Origin of the sequence: Mesobacterium pallidum (assembly GCF_019966535.1) — a bacterium.
Classification (GTDB): Bacteria; Pseudomonadota; Alphaproteobacteria; order Rhodobacterales; family Rhodobacteraceae; genus Mesobacterium; species Mesobacterium pallidum.
The window spans coordinates 46,277-63,088 of record NZ_JAIMID010000024.1 but is presented as its reverse complement, the minus strand read 5'-3'; the positions used below and the strand labels follow the sequence as shown (position 1 = coordinate 63,088).

General features: G+C 58.6%; 18 protein-coding genes and 1 pseudogene. 8 read left to right on the top strand and 11 right to left on the bottom strand.

What is annotated here, in order from left to right:
• Positions 1-18: 18 nt before the first annotated feature.
• A complete protein-coding gene (locus MF270_RS24495) occupies positions 19-357 on the top strand; it encodes a multicopper oxidase domain-containing protein (RefSeq protein WP_336246057.1) in 339 nt (112 codons plus the stop codon).
• A 169-nt stretch (positions 358-526) separates the two neighbouring features.
• Positions 527-1,771 carry a sialidase family protein gene (locus MF270_RS24490; protein WP_050672453.1) on the top strand — a complete coding sequence of 415 codons (1,245 nt, stop codon included), beginning with the start codon at positions 527-529 and terminating at the stop codon, positions 1,769-1,771.
• Between the two features lie 43 nt (positions 1,772-1,814).
• On the opposite strand, the gene MF270_RS24485 is transcribed toward MF270_RS24490, so the two are convergent.
• The 6 genes from MF270_RS24485 to MF270_RS24460 form a co-directional block, all read right to left on the bottom strand.
• On the bottom strand, positions 1,815-2,417 hold the full coding sequence (locus tag MF270_RS24485; RefSeq protein ID WP_231886352.1) for a hypothetical protein: 603 nt from the start codon (positions 2,415-2,417) through the stop codon (positions 1,815-1,817).
• 322 nt (positions 2,418-2,739) lie between these two features.
• On the bottom strand, positions 2,740-4,191 hold the full coding sequence (gene merA / locus MF270_RS24480; protein ID WP_076695217.1) for a mercury(II) reductase: 1,452 nt from the start codon (positions 4,189-4,191) through the stop codon (positions 2,740-2,742).
• Positions 4,192-4,249: 58 nt separating this feature from the next.
• Complete coding sequence (locus MF270_RS24475) at positions 4,250-5,599, bottom strand: dihydrolipoyl dehydrogenase family protein (RefSeq protein ID WP_050672455.1); 1,350 nt, start codon at positions 5,597-5,599, stop codon at positions 4,250-4,252.
• Positions 5,583-6,023 (bottom strand): mercury resistance system transport protein MerF, encoded by a 441-nt coding sequence (gene merF / locus MF270_RS24470; protein WP_081285561.1) that lies wholly within the window; start codon positions 6,021-6,023, stop codon positions 5,583-5,585. The genes MF270_RS24475 and merF overlap by 17 nt, the downstream gene beginning before the upstream one ends.
• A 37-nt stretch (positions 6,024-6,060) precedes the next feature.
• Positions 6,061-6,366 (bottom strand): heavy-metal-associated domain-containing protein, encoded by a 306-nt coding sequence (locus tag MF270_RS24465; RefSeq protein ID WP_048535538.1) that lies wholly within the window; start codon positions 6,364-6,366, stop codon positions 6,061-6,063.
• A gap of 12 nt (positions 6,367-6,378) precedes the next feature.
• Positions 6,379-6,786: a mercuric transporter MerT family protein gene (locus MF270_RS24460; protein WP_009824452.1), complete on the bottom strand. Its 408-nt coding sequence runs from the start codon at positions 6,784-6,786 to the stop codon at positions 6,379-6,381.
• Between the two features lie 96 nt (positions 6,787-6,882).
• Between MF270_RS24460 and MF270_RS24455 the strand changes: the two genes are divergently transcribed.
• Entirely contained in the window at positions 6,883-7,284 is a 402-nt protein-coding gene (locus MF270_RS24455) for a MerR family transcriptional regulator (RefSeq protein WP_037953553.1), read from the top strand.
• A 69-nt stretch (positions 7,285-7,353) separates the two neighbouring features.
• Here the strand turns inward: MF270_RS24455 and MF270_RS24450 are convergent, their stop codons facing one another.
• From MF270_RS24450 to MF270_RS24440, 3 genes are all read right to left on the bottom strand, one after another.
• Positions 7,354-7,512: a hypothetical protein gene (locus tag MF270_RS24450; protein WP_231886353.1), complete on the bottom strand. Its 159-nt coding sequence runs from the start codon at positions 7,510-7,512 to the stop codon at positions 7,354-7,356.
• A 54-nt stretch (positions 7,513-7,566) separates the two neighbouring features.
• Positions 7,567-8,346 (bottom strand): arsenic resistance protein, encoded by a 780-nt coding sequence (locus MF270_RS24445; RefSeq protein WP_231886354.1) that lies wholly within the window; start codon positions 8,344-8,346, stop codon positions 7,567-7,569.
• 297 nt (positions 8,347-8,643) lie between these two features.
• On the bottom strand, positions 8,644-9,711 hold the full coding sequence (locus MF270_RS24440; RefSeq protein ID WP_076695219.1) for a hypothetical protein: 1,068 nt from the start codon (positions 9,709-9,711) through the stop codon (positions 8,644-8,646).
• 226 nt (positions 9,712-9,937) lie between these two features.
• On the opposite strand from MF270_RS24440, the gene MF270_RS24435 reads away from it, so the two are divergent.
• The 5 genes and pseudogenes from MF270_RS24435 to MF270_RS24415 all read left to right on the top strand — a co-directional run.
• Positions 9,938-10,846: a recombinase family protein gene (locus tag MF270_RS24435; protein WP_152467450.1), complete on the top strand. Its 909-nt coding sequence runs from the start codon at positions 9,938-9,940 to the stop codon at positions 10,844-10,846.
• A 342-nt stretch (positions 10,847-11,188) separates the two neighbouring features.
• Entirely contained in the window at positions 11,189-12,388 is a 1,200-nt protein-coding gene (gene repA / locus MF270_RS24430) for a plasmid partitioning protein RepA (protein ID WP_152467390.1), read from the top strand.
• The gene (repB, locus tag MF270_RS24425; RefSeq protein WP_232237241.1) at positions 12,388-13,356 is read left to right on the top strand and encodes a plasmid partitioning protein RepB; all 969 of its coding nucleotides are present in this window, start codon (positions 12,388-12,390) and stop codon (positions 13,354-13,356) included. The genes repA and repB overlap by 1 nt, the downstream gene beginning before the upstream one ends.
• A gap of 238 nt (positions 13,357-13,594) precedes the next feature.
• Positions 13,595-14,650 carry a plasmid replication protein RepC gene (repC, locus tag MF270_RS24420; protein ID WP_152467388.1) on the top strand — a complete coding sequence of 352 codons (1,056 nt, stop codon included), beginning with the start codon at positions 13,595-13,597 and terminating at the stop codon, positions 14,648-14,650.
• A 110-nt stretch (positions 14,651-14,760) separates the two neighbouring features.
• Positions 14,761-15,844: pseudogene (locus tag MF270_RS24415) on the top strand (IS3 family transposase); the annotation flags it as partial.
• Between the two features lie 103 nt (positions 15,845-15,947).
• On the opposite strand, the gene MF270_RS24410 reads toward MF270_RS24415, so the two are convergent.
• Together MF270_RS24410 and MF270_RS24405 are read right to left on the bottom strand one after the other, a co-directional pair.
• Positions 15,948-16,460, bottom strand: coding sequence for an RES family NAD+ phosphorylase (locus tag MF270_RS24410; RefSeq protein WP_152467387.1), 513 nt, complete (start codon positions 16,458-16,460; stop codon positions 15,948-15,950).
• Positions 16,460-16,810, bottom strand: a complete 351-nt coding sequence (locus MF270_RS24405; protein WP_152467386.1) for an MbcA/ParS/Xre antitoxin family protein — start codon at positions 16,808-16,810, stop codon at positions 16,460-16,462. Before MF270_RS24405 ends, MF270_RS24410 begins: the two co-directional genes overlap by 1 nt.
• Between the last annotated feature and the right edge of the window lie 2 nt (positions 16,811-16,812).

Sequence of the window (16,812 nt, the reverse complement as noted above, 5' to 3'; positions counted from 1 at the left end):
TAGTTGCCTTTGCCCATCGTGGCCTCCTTGCCTCAAAAATTAGGGAAGAAGGCGTCCACGAACCATGGGGCTATTCAGCCGAACAAACCGCTGATTTCGGCAAGACGTGATGAAGCAGTGCAGGTGCGGATGGTGAACGACACTGCTTTTCCGCACGGTATCCACCTGCATGGCCACCATTTCTGGGAAACCGATCAGAATGGTGCGCGAACCCACCTTCGCGACACGACCCTCGTAGCGCCGGGCGAGACGATGACGATTGTGTGCGTACTCGACAATCCCGGCGCGTGGATGCTGCACTGCCATATGCTGAGCCATCAGGCTGATGGCATGGCGACCTGGATGCAAGTCAGCTGAGGTCGGAGCGGTGGTTGCGCCAACCGTTGACGCGAAGCTGTGCCACAACGGGATATCGCTCTTAACAACAAGCACAGGCCCGTCATACAAAAGTTTACATGGCACTCGCCAAAATTTGCCTATGCTCAGGTTGTGAATGACGCTGGTCTGATAATCGGAAAGGTGCGCAATGCCATCAAAAATCCATTCTGGCGTGATTGTGGCCCATCTGTTCATGGGCATGACGGCGGGCATGGTCCTTGCCGAGCCATTGGAGTTCGCCGACCTAGACCCACCGGTCGGGAACAATGCGCAGGAACCCACCCTGTTCGCACTGCAGGATGATCGGGTCCTGCTGGGTTGGACCGAACCACACCCTGCCGGGTTTGCGGTAAAATTGTCGGTCCTTGAAGACGCAGAATGGAGCGCGGCCCGCACTGTTACCGTGTCCGACGAACTCTTCGTGAACTGGGCCGATTTTCCGTCCGTTGTTGCGCTTGATGACGGTACCTTTGCGGCTCACTGGCTGTGGGAAAATTCCAAAAACGACTATGCCTATGACGTCAAGATCTCTCTTTCGCCGGATGAGGGCCTGACATGGAGCGCACCGATAACGCCACATGATGATCGGTCGGTTAGCCAACACGGTTTTGTCACGCTCCAGCCGCTCGAAGACGGTTCCTTGATGTCTGTCTGGCTTGACGGACGCGCATATGACAAGCCGCTTTTCACCAGCGCAGCCAGCAACTACCCGGATGCAATGCAGTTGCGCGCAACCCGGATCACGCCCGAAGGTACGCGAACCGATGATGTTCTTGTCGATGCGCAGACCTGTTCATGCTGCCAGACGTCCGCCGCATCGCTGGACGATGGCACCGTCCTTGTCGCATACCGCGACAGAACAGATGCGGAAATCAGGGATATATCTGTCGTAAGACACCAAGGCGGCATGTGGTCAGAACCAACAAACGTCCACAATGACGGCTGGGAAATCTCCGGCTGCCCGGTCAATGGCCCCGCCATCGCGACCGCCGGTCAAACAGCCGCCGTGGCCTGGTTCACGGCTGCAAATGACAAGCCGGAAGTCAAGGTTGCGTTCTCTTCCGATGGTGGCAGAAATTTTGGCGATCCGGCGAAAGTCAGCCTCGGGATTCCCGCCGGTCGGGTCGATATTCTCATGCTGGACCCTCAGACTGCGTTCGTGACGTGGGTCGAATGGGCAAATGAGAGCGAGGTGATCCTTGCTTGCCAGATCACAACCGGTCAGCAGTGTAAGGACCTGCAACTGATTGCGCGAAACAACGGCGCAGGTTCGGTCAACTTCCCGCGCACGGCGCGAACGAATGAAGGGGTTTACCTGTCGTGGACACAGCCCAGCAACTCGGATGATCCGGAACCGAGTTCGACTATACGCACGGTTTTCGCTTCCTATTGAAGGTTTCCGGACGAAAGCTGATGGTTCTTTCGCTTGGCTCACATCAGGAGTGGGTCCAACGATCACCGTCAACAAGAATTGCATTTCCTGCAATAGGGCTACCGGCAAATGACGGTGATTTCTCATCCATAGTGACTGGTCTCTGGCCCGGAAATTGTAGCGTGCCACGCTTTTTCATGATCCCGGTCCCGAGCATATGACCCACCAGCGCTACCCAGGCAATGCCGGTGAAATTCAGAAAGAAGGGAAGATCTGCGACAGAAGTAGTGCCCCCGATGGCGAACACCCACAGGCCGAACCCATAAATCGCCGAGGGCAAAAACCAGTTCGTCTGCCCCGCGATACGGTGCCAAATTGGTCTAAAGACGAACAACCAACCGACGGGATAGCCAATCAGGCCAACAAGATAAAAATGTACGAAATATCCTGCGAAATCACCGTTCGGCAGACCAAGGCTGCCGAGTAAGCTCCTCGCTAGCCCGTGCGGTGACAACCGCGAAAAGCCCAAGCCCGGGCTGATGATCTGACCCAACAGATCGAACGCGACGGTCGCAAAGAAACCTGCGACGAACATTAACCCTAAAGTTCGGGCGTTGAATGCGGGTAGTGAACCTGTTGTGCGAGAATCAGTATCAACTGTATTCATGGCGATTCTTTCTTTGTATTGCGGGCGATCAAATAGACAGGGCTAATGTAATGACCAATTGTTGACCCAGCGACGTTCTCGGCAACTCCCGATCACTTTCCATCTTGATGAGATCGGTCTGTTTATGAACCCCGCCACAATAACCAACCTAATGACAGAACGTGGGATGTGCACTGCTGGCTCTAATATGTGATTATCCGTTACCGCCGTCAGCCTCCATGCCGAGAGAATGCTGACCGCCACAAGCACTTTGTGGCTTTGTACGCGCTGGTTCACAATGAGCGCTGCTTATGAGTCGGTGTCGCCGGAATTTCTCGTCTTTTCACCCCGCGCAGCAGCTGAGTTTGGCTACATCCTTGTCGAAGGTTTGTGCGGCGAGTTTCAGCCCTTCGACCGTGGTCAAATAAGGAAAGATCGTCTCTCCGAGCGCCCGTGCGGTCATGCCGAATATAAGCGCCATTGCCAGTGTCTGAATCGTGTCCGACCCCTCCGGTGCTGCGATCTGACCGCCCAGCAGGCGGTCGGTCTTCGCGTCGGCCACCAGCTTAATCACTCCGCGGGTATCGCGTGCAGCGACGGCGCGGGGCACGTTGTCGAGCGTGATCACACTGGTTTTGACCTTGTGCCCCGCCGCCTTGGCCTCAACCTCCGAAAGGCCGACGCCGGCCACTTGCGGGTCGGTAAACACGACCCACGGCATCGCCGCGTTGTCATAGCGCATCTGCTCCAATCCAAGGGCATTGTTGATCGCCACCTTGGCACCATAGGCCGCCATGTAGACGAACTGGTCACGGTCAGTGACATCGCCCGCGGCCCAGACGCCGGCACGCGTGGTCGCCATGTCCTGACCGACCTTGATAGAGCCGCGTGCGTCGGTCTCGATGCCAAGCTCTTCCAATCCAAGGTTCTCGGAATTGGCGATCCGGCCGGTGGTCACAACCAGCCGTTCGGCGGTCAGATCCTCGGTCTTGCCACCCCGTTCGACAGTCAGATTGACGCCGCCCGCAGCTTTCGCGACCGAGACGTAAGCAAGACCGGTCTCGACCGCGATGTCTTCGGCCTTCAGCGCTTGCGTCAGCGCCTGGGCCACCTCCGGTTCGGCGCCCGGCAGGAGGCGCGAGCGGGTCACTAGCGTGACCTTCACCCCCAGCCTTGAAGCCATTTGCGCCAGCTCGCAGCCGATATAGCCGCCGCCCAGCACCAAGATGCTTTCGGGCCGGTCAGGCAAAGTCAATAGATCGGTGGAATCGAGGGGCTCCACTGTGTCGATCCCCTCGATCGCTGGCAGGTGGGGGCGCGAGCCGGTGGCGATCAGGACGCGCGGGGCGGATATCACCCGTCCTCCAACAGCGACGCCACCCTCGACCAATCGCGCCGGGCCATCCTCGATATAGGTAACGCTTTTATAGGCGGGCAGCAGGTCTATATATTTCTTGTGCCGCATCTCCTCGACCAGATCGGTGGTGCCTTGCACTACGGCACCCCAATCCACCGCATGATCACAGGGCTCGACGCCCGGGAACCGGGCGGCCGACGCGCCGCCATGCACCGCCTCTGCGGCGCGGATCATCGCCTTGGACGGCACGCAGCCGACATTCACACAGGTGCCGCCGGTGGTGCCGTGCCCGATAAGCGCCACGCGCTTTCCGGCATCGGCTGCCGTGATCGAGGCAGAAAACCCGGCCGAGCCGGCACCAACGACAATGAGATCGTAGTTGTCATCGCGGGTTTCACTGGCAGTGCAGCAATCGTCTTTCGTTACAGTTTGGTCCATTGGTTCTTCCTTAGCTTGCGATCGGTATCGCGACACGGCCCCGATCAATAATTTTGAATCACACCATCGAACCGATGTCGGAGGCATAGCTCGGATAGGCGAAAATCATGGCCTTGATCTGGTTGGCGGTCTGCCCGGCACCCATGGCCATGGCGAAAAGATTGATCTGCTCCTCGGAGCCCGGCCCGATCAGATGCGCGCCGAGGATCTGTCCGCTGCCCTCTTCGACAAGAACCTTGAATCCGGTATGTTTCGCGCCGACGCGCAGCGACGAATACCAGTCCCCTGTCTTTTCGAAATGGGTGTCGAACTTCAGCCCCTGTTCCCTGGCCACCGCTTCCGACAAGCCCACGGTGGCCACCATCGGGAGGGTGAAGACTACCGACGGGATCGGCGGATAATCCACGGTACGCTCGTCTTCTCCAGCCAGCAGGTTCTTGCCTGCCACACGCCCTTCGAAGGCGGACACCGGGGTCAGCTTGGGCCCACTGGCAGCGCAGTCGCCCGCGGCGAAGATCGCCGGATTGGTGGTGCGCATCGCGTCGCTCACCTTGATGCCACGGCGTGAGTATTCGACGCCGGCGGCCTCAAGGTTAAGGCGATCGATATTGGGCACCCGGCCCGTGCCATGCACCACCAGATCGCAAGTGATCGTTTCGGTGCCGTCGGGAGTTTCCACCGTGACGGTGAATTCGTCGCCCTGCTTTTCGATCTTCGCCACCTTCGCCTTGGTGCGGAGATCGACGCCGAGCTCTTCGGTTGCCTCAACCAGCATTGCGACCAAGTCGGGATCGAAAGGACCCAAGGGGCGGTCCATCATCTCCAGCACTGTCACTTCGCGCGCGCCCGCCCGCTTGACAATATGGGCGAATTCCATGGCGATGAAGCCGCCGCCGACAAAGGCGATGCGGTTCGGTCGCTCAGGCAGTTCCAGGAATTCGGTGCTGGTGGTCAGATGCTCTTCGCCCGGGATGTTCAGCGTCATCGGCCGCGCGCCGGTGGCGATATGAAAATGCTTCGCGGTCAGGGTCTCGCCGTTCAACTCGATCGTATTGGGGCCGGTGAACCGTGCCAGCCCATGCAAGACGTCGATCCCCGCTTTTTCCAACCCGGCTTCGATGCGCGGTGGCATAGCTTCGGTGAAGCTGCGCTTGAAGGCGATCATGTCGGGCCAGTTGACCGAAGGTTGCGCCTCCAGCCCCTTGCCTTCCATGTTTTCGGCCCATTCGACACCCTCGGTGACCGCGACCAGCATTTTCTTGGGGTCGCAGCCGCGCAGGGCGCAGGTGCCGCCATGGGGTTCGCTGTCGATGCTGGCGACGCTCCAGCCTGCATCCGCGGCCATCCGGGCGACGCCATTTCCAGCGGTGCCGCCGCCGATCACGATGAGGTCATAGGTCTTGGTCATACCTGTTCCTTTCCTTGTGCCAGTTTCTCTTGATCCGGCTCACTGCTGAACTGCCTGATTTTCTGAGCCAGAGCGCATATCCCGCCACCGCCAAAGCGGCGGCAACCGAGATCCGCAGAGCAAAGCGGAACTCCAGCCAGAACAGCAGAGCCGAAAGAACAACCGCCAAGCCGATGAGAAGGGCTTTCGGACTGTGCCCTGGTCTGCCGGCTTGCTGCCACAGGGCATATGCAACCGCACTCAGCGAGGCGAAGAGCATCGGGAAAAGCGCGTAGTCGAGCCAACCAACAACGGCAGAAAGTCCGACCCCGGCGACGATCAGCACCAGGAACGGCGTGAAGCAACAGATCGCCGCAAATACGCTGCCGATGAGGCCGCGCCGCAAAAGGGTCGTGGGTTCATTGTTATTGTTCATGTCTGTCATGCTGTCTCCAGCTCCGAGTGCGGGTCGGTGAATGCGATCAGAAATCGCCGGACTCGACGATGTCCGCCGAATAGCCGGTGGCGCGGATTGCTTCGACGATCATGTCCTGATCGGCGGCCTCGTCATCAAAGGCGACGATGTAGGTGCCGGTGCCGAATTCCTCTCCTTCCATGAAGTCGATGATCTCGACCGAGGGAACGCCCCGCATGGCCGCCGCCACCGTGTAGGAGCAGGTCGGGCATGTCAGTTCGCCTACCCCGATATTGATGCGCTGTTCGGCGGCGCTGGCGGGGGAAGCTGCGAGAGTGCCAACGACCGCAAGGGCAAGATGGAGTGACTTCATGGGTTCGGCCTTTCAGTAGGACAGAAGGTATGGGGTGAGATAGGGAAAGATCATCGCGACGGTGACGATGGCGGTGGCAATCCAAAGAATGGATCGCATGAGTTTCCGGTTCATGGGGCGCGCGCAGGTGCCATCCGCGCAGGCCTCAGTCGGGATCGGACGGTAGGCCTTGTAGAATCCATAGCCGATGCAGGCGGCACTCAGCGCGAAGGTGATCCATTTGTACTGGTAGAGAACGCCCAGCTGCGCAATGAAAACGCCGGTAACGCCGAAGCTGACCAGCACCAGCGGCAGGATGCAGCATGAGGTCATCGCCAGCGCGCCAAGCGCGCCGAGCCAGGTTGTCGTCCATGCCTTTTTGTCGGCAGCCCCTGTTTCGTCCATTGCCGTCTGCCGGTCGGCGGATGTGGTTTCAGTCATGGTTCGAATCATCCTTGCCTCAGTGATGATCTCAATCTAGGGTCTGTAGCAGGTACAGGCTCAAGAGGGTCAAACGTGAAAAATCGTCACAGATCGGTGAAGGTCCTCAGGCGCGGAGATCTGGCCAGGCTGACCGGCTGCAATCTCGAGACCATTCGCTACTACGAGAACATCGGCGTTATGCCCGAGCCGCCGCGCTCCAGCAAAAACTATCGCGTCTACGATGATCGGCATGTCGCGCGCTTGTGCTTCATCATGCGCGCGCGCGAGCTTGGGTTCACGCTCGACGAAGTCCGCGATCTGCTCGCCTTGGTCGATGGCGGTGCCCAGACCTGCGGCGAGGTGCAGGGTCTGGCAAATTCGCATCTCGCCTCGGTCCGCGCCAAGATCGACGATCTCAAACGCATCGAACGCGTGCTGTCTTCCACCGTGGCGCAATGCACCGGTGACGATGTCCCTGAATGCCCTGTGATCGACGCGCTGACGGAGGTGACCTGAAGGGCCATAGTTGAGGACGCCCATGCATGTCAGCCAAGCGGACAATGGTGCCAGCGCCGTTGTTTGCGATCATTCGTTCCCCGCGGAGTCCTGCGTGGTCGCCGCATGTTCGGGGACCAGATAGCGCGGCACGATCCACAGATAGGCGACCATGCCGAAGAGCTCGACGAGCGACTGGAAGACGATGACCACGGCCGCCACGTTCCACTCCGGTCCAAGCACCAGCACCAGCGGAAGTACGACGAAGGAGTTGCGGGTTCAGAGCGAGAAGATGACCGTTCGTCACCCGCTAGTGGACAATCCGGCCGCCCGCCCGGTCGCCGCACCGAGAAGTGCTGCGGCGACGAGGTAGGCGACGTAGGCGCCCGCCACCTGCGCCAAAACCGGCAGCGCATCCCGTACCGCGTCGACTTGCGAGGCCGCGATCAGGAACACCACGACAGCCAGAAGCGGAACCGGCAGCCAGGCGAGGCGATTTACGATCGCGGCCCGCTCCGGGCGCGCCTCTGCCCAACGCTCCAGCAGGAAAGCCGCTGTGAGCGGCAGCAGGACAAGCGCCGCAAAGACGGCGGCAATGCGGTCGGCGGCGAGAAGCTCAAAGAATGCCTCGCCGAGAAAAAGCCAAAGGAAGAGCGGCAGACAGGCGAACTGAACCGCGAGGAGGATCGGTGTCGCGGACGCGGCACGCACCGCATCGCCGCGACCGAGATGGGTGAATGTGATGAACCAGTCGGTGCAGGGCACCAGCAGCACGACAAGCACCCCGAGCCGAAGCGCAGGATCGTCAGGCAGGAACGCGATCAGCCCCCAGACCAGCAGCGGCACCAGGACGAAATTGCCGATCAACATGGTGCCGATGAAACGCCGGTCGCGCGTCGCGCGCGGCAGGTGCGCTAGCGGCATCTGAGCGAAGGTAGTGAAAAGCATAAGCCCCAACACCGGCCAAAGCAGCGCCTCGAACACCCCCGAGATACCGGGGGCGAGCGAGCCCAAGACCAGACCGGAAAGGATGGCAGCGAGGTAGATCCAGGCTTGATGGCGTTCGAGATTTTGCAGCTTCATGTCCTGCCCCTGCTCTTTCCGAAGGCGATTTTCAAGAAGACATCACTGGACAGGCCATTGCGACAACGGCTCGTTCGTCGCTTGGAGCGTTGTATGGTCTGTCCGGTTTATACCCGCAGACCGGTCACGACCCAGTCGACAATGCTTTCATGGTAGTTGGGGACGTGGCGATAGCCGAATTGTCTCAGCCGATCAGCCGAACTCTTTGACCTCGAGCATCTGCAAAACGGTGCTCCTCACCGTTTCAGCCGTGCTGCGGATAGACGCAACATCGGCGCGCACAGATCGCTTCGACAATCAGTTTGTGGCGCGCCACATTCGGAACCGTCCTTGCCCTGTTAGCTCGCGGACCAGATCCCGCGCTTCCATCCAGGCGAGGTTGCGCTGGACAGCGGCGCGGCTGGCTCCGGTCAGGGCCTCGGCCATAGGGGCAGAGACCAGGGGCCATTCGGTCAGCACTCCGCGCAGGGCTGGCGGCGTCTTGCCCGAGAGTGGGGTCATCTCGGCTTCCGCCAGCGCCGACCATGTCTCGATATCGTCGAGGTGCCGCATCGCGGTCAGGCAGGCCGTTTCCATTTTCTCGAGCCAGCGCGCCAAACGTTCAGCCGGGGGGCCGCCGGCGCGCAGCGCCCCCGCCCCACCCATGGCCAGGGGTGCGAATATTGCCCCCTCGCCCTCATGCGCGGCAATGCGCGACGCCGTGACCGCCGCTTCCATTCGGTTGCTCTGCTGTCCGAGGCCCGCGAGGCTCCAGAGGTGAAACCCCATGCAGGCACGCGTGATCGGGTGCAGGTCGGCGGCTTGCGCCATCAGGTCAAGCCACCCGCCCGCGCGATCCGCGAAGGGCTCGGCTTCATCCACCATGTTCTCGGGGTCACGGCGATCGAGGAAGGCGGACAGGTCCACGTCTGGGCCGGGACCGCCTGTAAGACGCCGCACCGCCCATCCGACACGCGCAAGCGCTGCGGTGTCGTCCTGCACGCCGGACAAGCGCATGGATATCCAGAGCGCCAGCCGATCCGGGCCAATTCGGTCGCCTGCAAACCAGCTGAGGTCTGCCGCCTCGATCAACGCAAGCCTGTGCCGCCAGCCTTCCGGGCCACGCTTCAGACGGTCGTCTAGCGCCCCGATCCGGCCGGCCACACGGGCAAGGCGGGCAGCATGGCCCGCCTCGGCACGTCGCCAATCGTCAAGAACAGCGGTCTCACGCACTTCGGCCCTAGGTCCGGGCGGCAGATAATGCGGCTCCTCTTCCATCGGACCGGGCAAGAACCACAGGTCGTCCTCAGAAGTCTCTTCAAGCTCCTCCGCATCCTCAAGAGGATCATCAAAAATATTATACTTTATACATGCTTGAGGCTCCATATGTGCAAAATATGGCATTTTGGCATTTTACCCAAGGGTTTTGTCAGGGTGCGCCTGCACACTTTATATAGCACGTGCGCGCAATGGTCTGCGAGAGCTCGCTGATCGCGCTCAGCGTAAGGGAACCAAGGGCTTTGGACTGAACAGCCCCACAGAGCCGGCACTTGCATTCGCTTACAAACGGTCGTTTATTAGCGATACCTTAAATTGCAAACGGCCCGATTTCATGCCCCTGATAGGCTACGCCCGTGTTTCCACAGAGGATCAGACCCCCCTGCCCCAGTCTGAGGCCCTGCAAACTGCGGGTTGCGTCGAGATCTTTGAAGAGCACGCCTCGGGCGGCAATCGCGCGCGACCGGTGCTGGCACGCGTGCTCGAACGCGTCCAGAGCGGCGATACGCTGGTCGTTGTGCGGATCGACCGGCTTGCGCGGTCTCTGTCGCACTTGCTGGAGGTGATCGAACGTCTGGAGGCCAAGGGCGCCTTCTTCCGCTCCCTGCAGGATCCCATCGACACCGCATCCCCGCAAGGCAAGTTCACGCTGCAGGTTCTGGGTGCCGCGGCCGAGTTCGAGCGCGCTCTGATCCGCGAACGCACCAAGGCCGGGCTTGCCTCTGCGCGCGCCAAAGGGCGCGTTGGTGGCAATCCTGGGCTACGCGCCAAGGATCCCGCCGCGCTGCGCAAGGTGCGGCTTGCGCGACAGGACGGCTATATGGAGCGCCTCAACGAGACCGCGCAGGATTGGGTGCCCCATGTGCGCCGCTTGCGGCCGGATATGGCCTGGGAAGACCTGCTGCGGATCATCAATGGCCGACTGTCCCCAGATCGCCATTGGACACAAAGCCGACTGCTCCGCGCTGTGAAGGCCTATGTCAGAGACGGTTTCCTTCCTGCCGAGGTGCTTGGCCGCGCCGGACGCCGCGAAACCAATGACCGCCTGCCGGCCATCGTCGCAGCGATCAAAGGCGCGGACCCCGAAATCACGCTGCAGGCGATCTGCGACCGGCTGGAATCGATGCGCGAACGGACCCCTCGAGGTCGTACCAGCTGGCAGCCGTCTTCGGTCAAAATGTTGCTCGAACGCGCGGAGCGGCTTGGCCTAATTTCATCAGAATCGGCTCACTCCCAACTGTAACTAGCAGAGGCTCAAACAGCTGAATCTATCGCTCCAAACACTGTCAGAAGGTCAATTGTGCCATTGGTTGCATGGGTTTAGCCAATACCGTCCAAACAATCCTCATGAGCGGCTTGAAGCACGGTCTTGTGGACTTATTGCCGTAAAATCAACAACTTGCGGTTATCTTGATGTGACTGTACGTATTGGTGCTGTGGATAACTTTCACACTACATCTAGATTCTTCTTGCCGGACTCACTTGATCGTGGCATTCCCGTTCTGACGGCAAAACGCGTCAGACGCGCTGTACACCGTCAGAATGACCAAGAGCCTCAACAGAGGCCGAGAGTGGGCGGCAGGACATGGATGATCGTAACGTTGGATACGCGCAAGGCATAGGCTCTTCCGACATCGGAGCATTTGCCGACAATCTGGCTGAATCTTTGGATCGCCAGATGAAGATCGCTTTCGAGCCCGAAGAACGAAAGTCCCTGCGCCGTTTCAGTTCTACCGAAGTTGCCAGCCTCCTGCGCGTGAGCACATCTAACCTGCGCAACCGGCACAAGGACGGCAGCTTCCCGGAAGTTCAAACAGACAACCGCGGACACCGGTTCTACACAGCCCAGGAGATCGATAAGCTGCGCGACATTCTGGGGCGCACCGGAAAGAACGCAGAAAGCTACCGCCCTGGTCGACGTGACGGCGATCGTCTCCAGGTGATATCTGTCGTCAATTTCAAAGGCGGATCATCAAAAACAACAGCAACGATCCATCTTGCACAACGGTATGCTTTGCGAGGTTACCGAGTGTTGGTCTTGGATCTCGATCCGCAGGCAAGTTTGACCACCTTTTTCGGCTTTCGGCCTGAGCTCGAGTTCGCTGAAGGCGGCACAATCTATGATGCCCTGAGATATGAGGAACAAGTTCCGCTCTCGGCCGTTATCCAAAAAACTTACTTCCATAAGCTCGATATGGTCCCAGCGGGCCTAATGCTCTCGGAATACGAAACTGAGACGGCAAACGCCCTCGCCCGCCGGGTGCAGCCCATATTTGCGGAGCGTCTCGCCTTAGCGCTTGAGGAAGTAGAGGCGAATTACGACATCGTTCTGATCGACTGTCCACCTCAACTTGGTTTTCTTACCCTAACGGCGTTGGCAGCCTCGACGGGGCTCCTGGTAACGGTGGTACCAGGCATGCTCGACATTGCTTCTATGAGCCAGTTCCTCAAGCTTGCTTCGGAAACGGTGAAGGCTGTCGAAGAAGCCATTGGCCGGCGCGTTACCTGGGACTTCGTTAAGTTCTTGATAACGAGATACGAGCCTTCGGACGGGCCTCAGACGCAAATGGCGGGCTACCTGAGATCGATCTTGGCCGGTCAGGTCATGACTGAGCCAATGCTGAAGTCTACAGCAATCTCGGACGCCGGCATGACCCAGCAAACCGTCTACGAAGTTGATCCGAGCCAGTTCATCAGGAAAACGATTGATCGCGCTCTGACCAGCGTGAACGGCGTTGGCGATGAGTTGGAACAAACAATCCAAATGGCATGGGGGCGTCGCTGATGGCCCGAAATATCTTCAATCAGCCTCCAAAGGACGAGAAGCAGAGCGCGGCCCCCTCCCCTACCCCGCCAAAAGCGGCAAAACTGCCAGGATCTGTTGGCGGATTGCGCGACTCTTTGCGCGAGATTACCGCGAATTCCATTCGGGACATCGAGCCCGATCAGATTGACATGGATGGTCTGCGCGATCGGTTGGTACTGGAGGATTCCAGTATTGATGAGTTGGCCGAAAGCATTCGCAAGCATGGGCAACAAGTGCCAATTATGGTCCGTCCATCGGCCCAACCGGACAGATACCGTATCATCTACGGCCGACGCAGACTTGCAGCGATCCGCATGGTCGGCGGAACGGTCAAGGCGATCGTTCGAACCTTGGATGACGACGCATCTCTGATCGCACAGGGCCAAGAGAACAACCTCCGACTAGACCCGTCTTTCATCGAGAAATCTCTTTTTATCAAAGAGATGCAGGAATCAGGTTACAAGCCAAACGTTATTCAGGATGCTCTAGGCTTGACACGGCAGGGCGTATCCAACCATCGCGTCGTCATAGAGCAACTGCCAGAAGGGCTTGTACAGCTGATCGGGCCGGCACATGGCATCGGACGACGGCAGTGGGGTGACCTGGCCGCGTTCTCAAAAAAGATAGATCTGGTGAACACGGCCAAAGAGGCAATTGCCGCCCTGCCCGACGACACTCCAAGCGCGGAGAAGTTTCAGGCAGTCTACTCGGCTTGCTCGAACAAGGCGCGTAGCGACAAGAAGCAAGCCAACCGCAGCCTAACGTCCGTCGTCAAAGACGGGGACGGTAGCTCCGTGGGAACACTGACAGTCGATCAGAAAACGATCGCCATCAAGATCGCCAAGAAGGACAACCCAGAATTCGGCCGATGGTTCGAAGAGCGCGCGGAGGCAACGCTTTTGCAGCTCTTCAAACAGTGGCGGAATGAGAGCGGCTCTGGGTCCTAACCCAAGCCACACCGAGTAACGCGAGCAGAGGAGAAAAGCGAAGACCAGAAAGAAAAGAGCCCCCCAAAGTTTCCCCTGGAGAGCCCTCATCATTCGATTAGCACTCATGATGTAGCAACCTCCAGCAAACTGGTCAAGAGTCACCGATTCGGTGGACGGATTTTTATTGCCTTTTCCTGAGCGAAATCTTGGGAAGAGACAGGGAAGTTGTGGGCCGAACGGTCGTCGTGAACAAACCATGGCATTTACAAAACTATCGATCAGAACCGATGGTGCTGATGCATCTTGCGGCTCAATTTCTGCGGCTGAAACCGACATCTGGACCATCTTCAGGGCACTGAGAGATGCACGTAGCGTATTCGGTCTGCGTCCTGGCCATATCCAAACACTTCAAGCCATGCTCAGTTTCTTGAAGCCCGGCCATGGGGAAACGGTTTTCGCGTCCAACGACTCGATTTGCCAGCGCGTCGGCGGTATCGACGAACGGACCCTTCGCAGACACATCAACCGTTTCGTTGAACTCGGTTTCATCAAGCGCAATGACAGCTCGAACCGAAAGCGCTACCGCGTTCGCTCGTCCAGCGGGGAATGCATCAGTTATGGACTATCTCTAACCCCCCTCCTCCAACGTGCGAACGAGCTTATCGCCATAGCACATGAGATGGAAAATAACCGGCGGGATCGGATATTTGCCCGCAAACAGATCCTCACAAAACTCGCCCACTTGGAAGAGCATGATCCCAGCAACACATTCATCAGCCACGCACGGAGAGCTCTACGCAGGAAGCTGAGCCTTCCTGAATACCACGCGCTACTCGCAGACACAGACAGAGAATGCCAGAGTTTACATACCCCAGATGACCCACCAGAAACTGTAGAATTGCCCGCCAATGACGGACAAACTGTCCGGCACCAATCTAAGTCTGAAGAAGAAAAAAAAGATTTAGATAGCAACATAGGCAATGAAGCTCTGAAACCAGACTTGCTAACCTCAGTTTGCGATCAAGCGACGTCGTTCTCCACAGAGAGACTTAGAAACTGGTTGGAAATTGAAAACCATGCTCGAACACTTGCACCCATGATGGGGATTCACCCAGATACATTCGAAAAAGCCAAGAATGCAGTCGGAGCTCAGAAAGCGTCATGCGCGATCTTCATCATGCTACAACTTGGAAAACGTATCAGGGACTTTGGAGCGTATTTTCACAGTATTACCTTGGGCCAACGTCAAGACCAGTTTGATCCAATGGCTTTGATCAAGCGTCTATCCAAAACTGCTATGCAAACCGCCTAGTGTCCACCGCGGTGGACGTCTGACCGGCAACTAGTCCAATGGTAATACCCACCGATCTAAAGGAGATGCGGAAGAAAAATTTTCTCGGCAGGATGAACGAGGAGATTCCGATGAAGAAGACACGATTCACCGAGGCGCAGATCATGGGCGTGCTGCGCCAGATGGAGGGCGTTGTGCCTGCCGCCGAACTGTGCCGGGAACATGGCATGAGCAGCGCCACGCTGTACAAATGGCGGGCGAAGTACGGCGGCATGGACGCCAGCCTGATTAGCGAGATGAAGGCGATGGCCGAGGAGAACCGACGCCTGAAGCGCATGTATGCCGACGTCAGCATGCAGAATGACCTCCTGAAGGAGGCGCTTGGAAAAAATGAGACGGCGAGCTCAGCGCCGAGAGTTGGCCGTGAAAGCGGTGGCGATGAAGGGGGTCAGCATTGCGCTGGCGTGCCGGGCGTTCGACGTCAGTGAGACCTGCTATCGGTACAGCCCCAACCTAGACGATGAGAACGAGCAAATCGCGGATCTGCTATTGGGGCTGACAGCAGCGAAGAAGAGCTGGGGCTTCGGTCTGTGCTTTCTCTACCTGCGCAACGTCTAGGGGCATGGCTGGAACCACAAGCGGGTGTATCGGATCTACCGCGAGTTGGAACTGAACCGCAGGATCAAGCTGCGCAAACGGATGAAGCGGGACAAACCTGATGAGCTGGCTGTGCCGGACGCACCGAACGAGGTGTGGTCGATGGACTTCATGGCGGATCGCCTCGGCGACGGTCGCCAGTTTTCGCTGTTGAATGTCCTGGATGATTTCAACCGCGAGGGCTTGGGCATCGAGATCGACTTCTCGCTGCCTGCTGAGCGGGTCGTGCGGGCGCTGAACCAGATCATCGAATGGCGCGGTGCTCTTGGAACAATTTGTTTCGATAAGGGCCCGGAATACATCAGCGGCACCCTCATGGAATGGGCTGAGAACAAGGGCATCACCCTGTCTTATATCCAACCCGGCAAGCCCCAGCAGAATGCCTATGTCGAGCGCTACAACCGGACGGTCCGGCACGAATGGCTGGACCTTTACATTTTCGAAAGCATTGAGGCGGTTCAGCAGATTGCCACGGAGTGGCTCTGGTCTTACAACCACGAACGGCCCAACATGGGTAACGGCAGGATGACCCGCGGTCTTTCCACACGCATCATAGCTACCGAGCCAAATTCCAATAGGGCGCTTCTGCGCGGTCATTCCGTGTTTCTCCGACCGGCCGATGTCCACCGCGGTGGACAGATCCGGCACCAAGTCTCACAACTCACATGCGTGACAGCCGTTCTTCGTCATCCACAACTTCCAAAGAACCGTTTTTGCCAGCCCAGCCCCACAAAACGATGTTGAAGTCCGATGATGACGCGCCCTTGGCAAAACTCTGGATCAGAAGCCCTGCAAACCCATCCGCATTGAGGGCGCGTGCTAACTCCTGTGTCGGCACCAATTGGCCATCGAGCATCTTCATGCGCCATACAGGGTCGGCAAGCATCGCCTCGGTCGCGCCATACCGGTCAAGTCCGTCCTGATGGCGGGTATCGAAAATAGGCCCAAGGTCGGCCTTGTAGGACACCAGGATCGTGGGTTGCAGGCTGCCGACCTGGTTGGCTTCTCTAAGAGCGGTCGCGGGATCCAGCGAGGTGTAGAGCGTAGGGGTGCCCTTGGCGTTGAAGCGCCCTCCATAGAGTTCAGCGCCTCGTCCGGAGAGAGGTTCACGCGCATAGACCGGGTTCAGGGCGCGATAGAGTGGCCCTGTGTAGCGCCCATCTTTCAGCGGCATCAGGCAAAGACGCCCGCATCGACCGCATCGATGTATTCCAGAACTTGCTGAGCTTTGCCTTCCTGCACCAGCTGCATGGCTGTCCGGCCATCAAAGCCGGGCAGGGGCTCTGACCGGTACCATGCATAGGCCATCAGTTCTGAGCCGAAGCGCGGTTCGACTTTGTTCAGCACCTCAACCAACTCGCGCAGGCGACGCTGCGTCTTGTCCGAACCGATGCGGGTTCGCCTCTGCAACGCATCTTTGCCCAAGCCAACGGTCAATGCGATTTCCTCAGCCGAAGTGCGCAAGGCTGCGGCGATCTTGCGCGGTTCGAATTGCCCAGCTTCTGCAAAGTTCGTGATGTGCATGA

Coding starts and splice junctions, on each gene's coding strand:
- MF270_RS24490 (WP_050672453.1), top strand. CDS start 527: ATGCCATCAAAAATCCATTCTGGCGTGATTGTGGCCCATCTGTTCATG.
- MF270_RS24485 (WP_231886352.1), bottom strand. CDS start 2,417: ATGAATACAGTTGATACTGATTCTCGCACAACAGGTTCACTACCCGCA.
- merA (WP_076695217.1), bottom strand. CDS start 4,191: ATGGACCAAACTGTAACGAAAGACGATTGCTGCACTGCCAGTGAAACC.
- MF270_RS24475 (WP_050672455.1), bottom strand. CDS start 5,599: ATGACCAAGACCTATGACCTCATCGTGATCGGCGGCGGCACCGCTGGA.
- merF (WP_081285561.1), bottom strand. CDS start 6,023: ATGACAGACATGAACAATAACAATGAACCCACGACCCTTTTGCGGCGC.
- MF270_RS24465 (WP_048535538.1), bottom strand. CDS start 6,366: ATGAAGTCACTCCATCTTGCCCTTGCGGTCGTTGGCACTCTCGCAGCT.
- MF270_RS24460 (WP_009824452.1), bottom strand. CDS start 6,786: ATGACTGAAACCACATCCGCCGACCGGCAGACGGCAATGGACGAAACA.
- MF270_RS24445 (WP_231886354.1), bottom strand. CDS start 8,346: ATGAAGCTGCAAAATCTCGAACGCCATCAAGCCTGGATCTACCTCGCT.
- MF270_RS24440 (WP_076695219.1), bottom strand. CDS start 9,711: ATGGAGCCTCAAGCATGTATAAAGTATAATATTTTTGATGATCCTCTT.
- MF270_RS24435 (WP_152467450.1), top strand. CDS start 9,938: ATGCCCCTGATAGGCTACGCCCGTGTTTCCACAGAGGATCAGACCCCC.
- repA (WP_152467390.1), top strand. CDS start 11,189: ATGGATGATCGTAACGTTGGATACGCGCAAGGCATAGGCTCTTCCGAC.
- repB (WP_232237241.1), top strand. CDS start 12,388: ATGGCCCGAAATATCTTCAATCAGCCTCCAAAGGACGAGAAGCAGAGC.
- repC (WP_152467388.1), top strand. CDS start 13,595: ATGGCATTTACAAAACTATCGATCAGAACCGATGGTGCTGATGCATCT.
- MF270_RS24410 (WP_152467387.1), bottom strand. CDS start 16,460: ATGCCGCTGAAAGATGGGCGCTACACAGGGCCACTCTATCGCGCCCTG.
- MF270_RS24405 (WP_152467386.1), bottom strand. CDS start 16,810: ATGCACATCACGAACTTTGCAGAAGCTGGGCAATTCGAACCGCGCAAG.